The following is a 5,863-nucleotide window of genomic DNA, read 5'->3' as shown; positions in this document are numbered from 1 at the left end:
GAACAACCCTGAGTACGCTCAGAACCTGGGTCGCGAGCGCTCTGCGCTGGCCCAGATCGTAGAAACCCTCGATGAAATGTCCAGCGGTCTGGCCGATGCCAAGGACCTGCTGTTGATGTCTGCCGAGGAAGAAGACCAGGCCGCCGTCGACGACGTAGCCCTTGAAGTGGAGCGCCTGCGCGAAGCCCTCGAGAAGCTCGAATTCCGTCGCATGTTCAGCGGCGAGATGGACCAGAACAACGCCTACCTGGACATCCAGGCCGGCTCCGGCGGTACCGAGGCCCAGGACTGGGCCAACATCCTGCTGCGCATGTACCTGCGCTGGGCGGATAAACGCGGTTTCGACGCGACCATCATGGAATTGTCGGCCGGTGAAGTCGCCGGTATCAAAGGCGCGACCGTGCACATCAAGGGCGAATACGCCTTTGGCTGGCTGCGTACCGAAATCGGCGTGCACCGTCTGGTGCGCAAGAGCCCGTTCGACTCCGGCAACCGTCGTCACACCTCGTTCTCGGCCGTGTTCGTGTCGCCGGAAATCGATGACAACATTGAAATCGACATCAACCCGTCGGACCTGCGCATCGACACCTACCGCTCCTCCGGTGCCGGTGGTCAGCACGTAAACACCACCGACTCGGCCGTACGGATTACTCACGTACCGACCAACACCGTGGTCAGCTGCCAGAACGAACGCTCCCAGCACGCCAACAAAGACACCGCGATGAAAATGTTGCGGGCGCGCTTGTACGAGCAGGAAGTGCAGAAACGCAACGCCGCCTCCCAGGCCCTGGAAGACACCAAGTCGGACATCGGCTGGGGTCACCAGATCCGTTCGTACGTGCTCGATGCCTCGCGGATCAAGGATCTGCGCACCAACATCGAACGCAGCGACTGCGACAAGGTGCTCGACGGCGACATCGACGAATACCTGGTGGCGAGCCTGAAACAAGGGCTGTAAGGCACGCCCTACAGCGATCCCCAGCCGAAGGCTGGGGGCAACGAATCTGTGATGGAATTTTTAAAGACATGAGCGACCTACAACTCGACCCGCAAGCCCTGCAACAGGAAGAAAACTCCCTGATCGCCCTGCGCAAGGAAAAGCTTGCTGCCGAGCGCGCCAAGGGCCAGGCCTTCCCCAACGACTTCCGCCGCGACGCCTACTGCGAAGACTTGCAGAAGAAGTACGCGGACAAGACCAAGGAAGAGCTGGCAGAGGCTGCGATCCCGGTCAAGGTTGCCGGTCGTCTCATGCTCAACCGTGGCTCGTTCATGGTGATTCAGGACATGTCCGGGCGCATCCAGGTTTACGTCAACCGTAAAACCCTGTCCGAAGAGACCCTGGCCGCGGTGAAAACCTGGGACCTGGGCGACATCATTGCCGCCGAAGGCACCCTGGCCCGTTCCGGCAAAGGCGACCTGTACGTTGAAATGACCAACGTGCGCCTGCTGACCAAATCCCTGCGCCCGCTGCCGGACAAGCACCATGGCCTGTCCGACACCGAGCAGCGCTACCGCCAGCGTTACGTCGACCTGATCGTCAACGAAGACGTGCGCCAGACCTTCCGCGTGCGTTCGCAAGTGATTGCGCACATCCGCAGCTTCCTGATGAAGCGTGACTTCCTGGAAGTCGAAACGCCGATGCTGCAAACCATTCCGGGCGGTGCGGCGGCCAAGCCGTTCGAAACTCACCACAACGCGCTGGACATGCAGATGTTCTTGCGCATTGCGCCGGAGCTGTACCTCAAGCGGCTTGTTGTTGGCGGGTTTGAAAAAGTCTTCGAAATCAACCGCAACTTCCGTAACGAAGGCGTTTCGACCCGGCACAACCCCGAGTTCACCATGCTCGAGTTCTACCAGGCCCACGCTGACTACGAAGACAACATGGACCTGACCGAGGAACTGTTCCGCGAACTGGCGCAGCTGGTTCTGGGCAGCACCGACGTGCCTTACGGCGACAAGGTGTTCCACTTCGGCGAGCCGTTCGTGCGCCTGTCGGTGTTCGACTCGATCCTCAAGTACAACCCTGAACTGACCGCTGCCGACCTGAACGACATCGACAAGGCCCGCGCCATCGCCAAGAAGGCCGGCGCCAAGGTGCTCGGTTTCGAAGGCCTGGGCAAACTGCAGGTGATGATTTTCGAAGAACTGGTCGAGCACAAGCTGGAACAGCCGCACTTCATTACCCAGTACCCGTTCGAAGTGTCGCCGCTGGCCCGTCGTAACGACGAGAACCCGAACGTCACCGACCGTTTCGAACTGTTCATCGGCGGCCGTGAAATCGCCAACGCCTACTCCGAGTTGAACGACGCGGAAGACCAGGCTGAGCGCTTCATGGCACAGGTGGCCGACAAGGACGCTGGCGACGATGAAGCCATGCACTACGACGCCGACTTCGTTCGTGCGCTGGAGTACGGCATGCCGCCGACCGCCGGTGAAGGGATCGGCATCGACCGTCTGGTGATGTTGCTGACCAACTCACCGTCGATTCGCGACGTGATCCTGTTCCCGCACATGCGCCCGCAAGCGTAAATGTTTCAATTAAAAAGCCGCCTAAAACAGGCGGCTTTTTATTGCCTGTCTGGTACAAACGTATCAATTGGTTACTTTTGACGTTAGAGAGGAATACCTGTCGTGAATCGTGCAATTGCTCAAGAAGGTGCAGCGGATATCGCCACTGCGGTCGCTGAAAGTGTTCAGTACCAGGGCCGCAAGGCCAGCCGACAGGGCAGCGAACAGCGTCGACAGGACATTCTCGACGCGGCGATGCGCATTGTCGTGCGCGATGGCGTGCGGGCCGTGCGGCACCGTGCGGTGGCAGCCGAGGCCTGTGTGCCGCTGTCGGCCACCACTTACTATTTCAAGGACATCGATGACCTGCTCACCGATACCTTCGCCCAATACGTGGAGCGCAGCGCGGCATACATGGCCCGGTTGTGGGCCAGCAACGAAGGCCTGTTGCGCGAGATGGTTGTCAGCAGTGATGGCACCGCCGAGTCGCGCTCACAGCTGGCGGACGATATCGCACGGCTGATGGCTGACTATGTTCATCGGCAATTGATCAATCGCCGCGAGCACCTGATGGCCGAGCAAGCCTTCCGCCAGGAAGCGTTGCTCAACCCGCGTCTGGCGTTGTTGGTGCGTTCCCATCAACAAATTCTCTTGCAGGGCACCTGCCAGCTTTTCGAAGTATTGGGTTCCCGCGAGCCACAACAAGATGCCAAAGTGTTGACGGCGATTGTCGGACGGATGGAATATCAGGGCCTGCTCAACGATGCCGAGCCTGTTGCCGAAGAGGAAATGCTCGGCATCCTGACCCGCTACATGCACCTGGTACTGGCGTCGGTGTAACCCCTTGTGGGACTCAACCCTGTGGGAGAGTGGCCAGTAGGGGGCATCGTGTGTCGATAGGGAGTGTTGAATGAAAGCCTGGCGTGTCGTGGTGATCGCCTTGTCGTTCCTGCTGCTCAGTGGCTGCCTGGTGACCTTCAAGGAGTCGCTGCCCGCCAGCGAGTCCGCGCCCAAAGGGTTGCTCGGCAAATGGGCCAGCACCAATGCCTGGGGCGAGCCGATGAACCTGGAACTGACACGCGTCGGCGACAATCACTACCAGGCGGTCAGCTACTTCAAGGCCAAACCCCATGAGCGCGAAGCCTATCCTTTCACGGTGTCGCGCCATGGCAATCGCTGGTATCTGTCGGCGAAGGTGCCGGCGCAGTTCGGCGGGCATTTCACCATCGCCGGTTTCGAGCTCAACGATAAGCACGAACTGGTGGTCTACAACCTCGACCTTGAGCAGATCAGACAGGCCATGGGGCAAGAAGCCCTCAGTGGCGAAGGCTTTCAGACTGAAGATGGCGATGGGGTGTTGATCAACAACAGCCTGGATCAGGTATTCGCCTACCTCGACGACCCGGCCAATTCCGATGTCTTCGTCGAAGCGGTACGCTATCAGCGCCTGGCCAAAACCAAATAAACCCAGCACGTAACAGCTTTACTACAGGAGTCTCGGGTGGACGAATACCAGCAGACGATACGCATGTTGTCCGATCGCATAGTGCTGGCGCAGACGCCGATTCGCATTCTGGATGCGGTCAAGTGGGATGACAGTATTCGCAAGGGGTTCCTCAAGGGCAAGGGCAAGGAAATGCCGGCCGTGGACCGCGACTACTACCTCAATCGACCGCTGTCGTTCGACTCCAGCAAAGTGAAGCTGGAGTTCCAGAACATCGAGCGCGACATCACTCGGCAACTTGGCCAGTTCAACCCGGTCGGGCAGATCATGCGCCGCATGTGCAAGGAATACCGCATGGTGGTGCGCATGCTTGAAGCGCGCGGCACCGAGGATTTCGGGTTGATTTCCCAGGAGTTGTACGGCGCGGCGTCCGATGCGTTTCACGCCGGCGACCCGACCCTGGCCGACCTGGGGCTGATGCTCTCCGATTACCTGAACAACATCGACGGCCGTGGCGACCTCAAGGACGAACCGAAAGTCCTCACCGCCAAGGAAGCCGTCGACCTGCTGCAACATCGGTTGAACAAGGTGTTTGGCGAAAACGAGGAAACCATCCGGGTGTTCGAGTCCGACGGGATCGTCGCCGACGCGGCGGCCGGCGCCGACTACATCAAGATCCGCACCGACGCGATGTTCAACAATCGCGACGTGCGTGCGCTGGAAGTCCATGAAGGGCTGGTGCATGTGGGCACCACCCTCAACGGCCTGAATCAGCCGATCTGTACGTTCCTGTCCAAGGGCCCGCCGTCGTCCACCGTGACTCAGGAGGGCCTGGCGATCCTGATGGAAATCATCACCTTCGCCTCCTACCCGAGCCGCTTGCGCAAACTGACCAACCGCACCCGCGCCATTCATATGGTGGAGGAGGGCGCGGACTTCTTGCAGATCTTTGAGTTCTTCCGGGCTCAGGGCTTTGAAATGGCCGAAAGCTACGGCAATGCCAGTCGGGTGTTCCGCGGCTCGGTGCCGAATGGTCTGCCATTTACCAAAGACTTGTCCTACCTCAAGGGCTTTATCATGATTTACAACTACATTCAGTTGGCCGTGCGCAAAGGCAAGCTGGAGCAGATACCGCTGTTGTTCTGCGGCAAGACTACGCTGGAGGACATGCGGACCTTGCGCCAATTGGTGGACGAAGGCCTGGTGGTGCCGCCCAAGTACCTGCCCGAGCAGTTCCGCGACATGAACGCGTTGTCGGCGTGGATGTGCTTCTCCAACTTCCTCAACCACCTGAGCCTGGACCGGATCGAAGCGGATTACTCCAATATCCTTTGATTCAGATCATTCCCACGCTCTGCGTGGGAATGCCGCCATGGACGCTTCGCGTCCACTGTGACGCAGAGCGTCACGGTATGCACTCCCACGCGGAGCATGGGAACGATCACCCACATTGAGGCTTCACCGGATGAGAATCCTCGGCATCTTCTGCCTGCTCCTGGCCCTCGGCGGTTGCAGCTCTTTGCTGTTCTACCCCGAGCCCGGCCAGCCGTTCACCCCGGAAAAAGCCAAGCTCGACTATCGCGACGTCACCCTGACCACTGCCGACGGCCTCAAGCTGCATGGCTGGTGGCTGCCGGCGAAAAAAGGCGTCGAAGTCAAAGGCACTGTGCTGCATCTGCACGGTAACGGCGGCAACCTGGCGTGGCATCTGGGCGCGAGCTGGTGGTTGCCGAAGCAGGGCTATCAGGTGTTGCTGGTGGACTATCGCGGGTACGGATTGTCCGAAGGTAAGCCGGCGTTGCCGGAGATTTATCAGGACATCGACGCCGCCTTCACATGGCTCGACCAGGCGCCGGAGGTCAAGGGCAAGCCGTTGATCCTTCTCGGTCAGAGCCTTGGCGGTTCGATGGC

6 protein-coding genes are annotated in these 5,863 nt (G+C 59.7%); all 6 read left to right on the top strand.

Going from position 1 to position 5,863, the window contains the following annotated elements; translation table 11 throughout:
• Window positions 1-958: peptide chain release factor 2 (prfB, locus tag AC1DLB_RS19145; protein ID WP_477785448.1), on the top strand; the 958-nt coding region annotated here is incomplete at its 5' end.
• Between the two features lie 68 nt (window positions 959-1,026).
• Window positions 1,027-2,529, top strand: coding sequence for a lysine--tRNA ligase (lysS, locus tag AC1DLB_RS19140; RefSeq protein ID WP_018926680.1), 1,503 nt, complete (start codon window positions 1,027-1,029; stop codon window positions 2,527-2,529).
• A 102-nt stretch (window positions 2,530-2,631) separates the two neighbouring features.
• Window positions 2,632-3,348 carry a TetR/AcrR family transcriptional regulator gene (locus tag AC1DLB_RS19135; protein ID WP_064616248.1) on the top strand — a complete coding sequence of 239 codons (717 nt, stop codon included), beginning with the start codon at window positions 2,632-2,634 and terminating at the stop codon, window positions 3,346-3,348.
• Between the two features lie 70 nt (window positions 3,349-3,418).
• On the top strand, window positions 3,419-3,973 hold the full coding sequence (locus AC1DLB_RS19130; protein ID WP_064616250.1) for a hypothetical protein: 555 nt from the start codon (window positions 3,419-3,421) through the stop codon (window positions 3,971-3,973).
• 63 nt (window positions 3,974-4,036) lie between these two features.
• Window positions 4,037-5,287 carry a flavohemoglobin expression-modulating QEGLA motif protein gene (locus AC1DLB_RS19125; RefSeq protein WP_172901247.1) on the top strand — a complete coding sequence of 417 codons (1,251 nt, stop codon included), beginning with the start codon at window positions 4,037-4,039 and terminating at the stop codon, window positions 5,285-5,287.
• A gap of 130 nt (window positions 5,288-5,417) precedes the next feature.
• Window positions 5,418-5,863: alpha/beta hydrolase (locus AC1DLB_RS19120; protein WP_477785447.1), on the top strand; the 446-nt coding region annotated here is incomplete at its 3' end.

The organism is Pseudomonas sp. 05N434 (assembly GCF_056396965.1).
The sequence above is the reverse complement of the archived record's forward strand: the minus strand, read 5'-3'. Positions and strand labels throughout refer to the sequence as shown.